This is a genomic window from Microcoleus sp. K5-D4, from assembly GCF_036704575.1.
Classification (GTDB): domain Bacteria; phylum Cyanobacteriota; class Cyanobacteriia; order Cyanobacteriales; family Microcoleaceae; genus Microcoleus.
Map to the genome: position 1 here is coordinate 1 of NZ_JAUBSD010000184.1, position 2,662 is coordinate 2,662.

Here is a 2,662-nt window from a genome sequence, read left to right on the forward strand (position 1 = left end):
GACAGCATTCCAGGTGCCATCGTCGACAGCGGCTCTTTTGAATTGGGAGGTAGTGTCGTCCCGGTGCCTACTCCGACGCCCACACCCGCACCGGCACCTACTCCGACACCCGCGCCCGCGCCTACTCCGACACCCGAACCGGCGCCAACTCCCACGCCCGCGCCTACTCCGACACCCGAACCGGCGCCTACTCCTACACCCGCGCCGGCGCCTACTCCGACACCCGCACCGGCGCCTACTCCTACACCCGAACCGGCGCCTACTCCAACACCCGCGCCGGCGCCTACTCCGACACCCGAACCGGCGCCTACTCCGACACCCGCACCGGCACCAACTCCGACACCCGAACCGGCGCCTACTCCGACACCCGCGCCGGCGCCTACTCCGACTGAGACTCCGACTCCGGCGCCGACACCACCGACTCCGGCGCCAACTCCCACGCCCGAACCGGCGCCAACTCCCACGCCCGCACCGGCGCCAACTCCCACGCCCGCACCGGCGCCAACTCCCACACCCGCACCGGCGCCAACTCCCACGCCCGAACCGACTCCAACTCCGCCGACACCGGAACCGACTCCGACTCCAACTCCGGCCTCGGATGCTGACCCGCTCGATAGCCTCAACCCCCCGCAACTCGACTCTGCCACCATCACCCCCAACCCCGTCCAAGAAACTATCAACGGCGGTAACGATGCCGATTTCATCATGGGCGGTGGCATCAACGAGTCGATTAACGGACAAGTCGGCAACGATATTCTTTACGGTATGGGCGGCAATGACAACATTGACGGCGGTGCAGATAACGACTCAATCTTCGGCAATGGAGGCAGCGATTTCATCTCTGGCGACGCTGGCAACGATACCATCTACGCTGGCAAAGATAATGACACTGTTGTTGGTGGTGAGGGCGACGACTTGTTGAGGGGAGATTTAGGCAATGATACAGTTGCCGGCGGCCTTGGCAACGACAGCATTTTTGGCGGCAAAGATGACGATATCTTACTCGGTGAAGATGGAGACGACTACATTTTAGGCAACTTAGGAAATGACACAATTAATGCTGGAAATGGCAACGATATTGCCTTTGGCAATGAAGGTGCAGACCTGATTTTTGGCTTATTGGGAAATGACACGCTTTACGGCGGCAAAGAAAACGACAGTCTCGATGGCGGTGAGGGCAACGACTTGCTTTTGGGTGGCAATGAAAACGATGTGCTGTTCGGCGACACCGATAACGATACGCTTTACGGCGGCAAAGGTAATGATATTCTCAGCGGTGGTGCTGGGGACGATTTCCTTTCCGGGGATGTTGGGGACGATACATTGACGGGAGGTTCGGGAAATGATGTGTTTTTCCTCAATCAAAGTGTGGGTAGCGACATCATTAATGATTTCCGCAAGGGAGAGGATTTAATTGGGTTGAATTCTGATTTGAGTTTTAATCAACTCAGTATTACTTCCAGCAACAATCAAACTTTGATTACTGTGACGGACACCAATCAATTGTTAGCGAAGCTTAACAATATTACCCCCGGTATTCTTACCGCTAGCGATTTCACTCAGCTAACACTCTAACTGCCTGGGATAGGGTGCGCTATAAGCAGCCAGCCCGCTTAGAAGTGGTGAAGAAAGCTCTCAAACTCCTGAAATTTGGTGGATGACGTTAGCGTCGCCCGCGCCTACGGGGGCTACGCCAACGAATAGGAGCGATCGATCTGATTCTTTTCAACAGCGATCGGTAATAAATCTTGTTTATTGCCGATCGCCCACATCTAGAATGAGGCACATCCGTCTATTGCAATCCTGAGCTGGCTAGCCATAAGTAGCGCCCGAATAAAGCAAGCTTTCTCAACCACTAAATTTCAAATTTTTTGAAATTTTTTCCAGGTATGAAAAAGTTAAATCAATCAAATTTTTAGGCAATTTTCCTGGTTTTATCTAATGCGAATGTATCAGGTACTAGCTAGAGCAATTTTCAGGAATTCGGAACCCCCGAAAATCTTTTATTAATTTTCACTGACCAAGGCTTCCCAATGGTTTGATGCACTACTTATCTGGCTAATGGTGTGCATGGCAAATCTATATAGAGAGGTTCCCCGTGCCGGACTATTTACATTACATCCTCTGCTGTTAATTGCTAAAAAAATCGCAATTTTTACACAGCTTAAGCTGATTAGGGAGACAAGTCTCGGATTTCAATTAGGGATAAAGTTAAAATTTTTACCTAAATTTTAATCTCCCGGATCGAACACCGAGATTTTAATTCTGCCTACTGCCTTCTGGATCTCTAGCCTTCTGCTTTCAAGGTGAATCTACCAGCAAATAGTAAACATTCTCATGGGTATGCGAAATGAGTTCAACTTTTGCCACTAACATGGATTCACAATCTGTTTTCCCCAATGCTGGTTCTAAATCTATTGTCTTCATTGATCCCGACTTAGATGACTATCAAACTCTTGCGGGTGGCGTGCTTCCCGGTGCAGAGATCATCATTTTAGATAAAAATGGTAACGGAGTCGAGCAAATTACTGGGAAACTGCAAACAATTTCTGCTGCTGGGGAAACTGTAGACCAAGTTCACATTTTTTCTCACGGCAATTCTGGCAGCTTGCAGCTAGGTTCTGCAACGCTGAATTCGGATAATTTGCCGCAATATGAAAGC

3 protein-coding genes are annotated in these 2,662 nt (G+C 50.8%); 2 read left to right on the forward strand and 1 reads right to left on the reverse strand.

What is annotated here, in order from left to right:
• The coding region (locus tag QUA77_RS28840; protein ID WP_333454038.1) for a hypothetical protein at positions 1-707 on the reverse strand (707 nt) is incomplete at its 3' end.
• On the opposite strand from QUA77_RS28840, the gene QUA77_RS28845 reads away from it, so the two are divergent.
• The gene (locus QUA77_RS28845) at positions 706-1,575 is read left to right on the forward strand and encodes a calcium-binding protein (RefSeq protein ID WP_333120026.1); all 870 of its coding nucleotides are present in this window, start codon (positions 706-708) and stop codon (positions 1,573-1,575) included. The genes QUA77_RS28840 and QUA77_RS28845 overlap by 2 nt on opposite strands.
• Positions 1,576-2,350: 775 nt before the next feature.
• A partial coding sequence (locus QUA77_RS28850) for a DUF4347 domain-containing protein (RefSeq protein ID WP_333454040.1) occupies positions 2,351-2,662 on the forward strand: 312 nt, incomplete at its 3' end.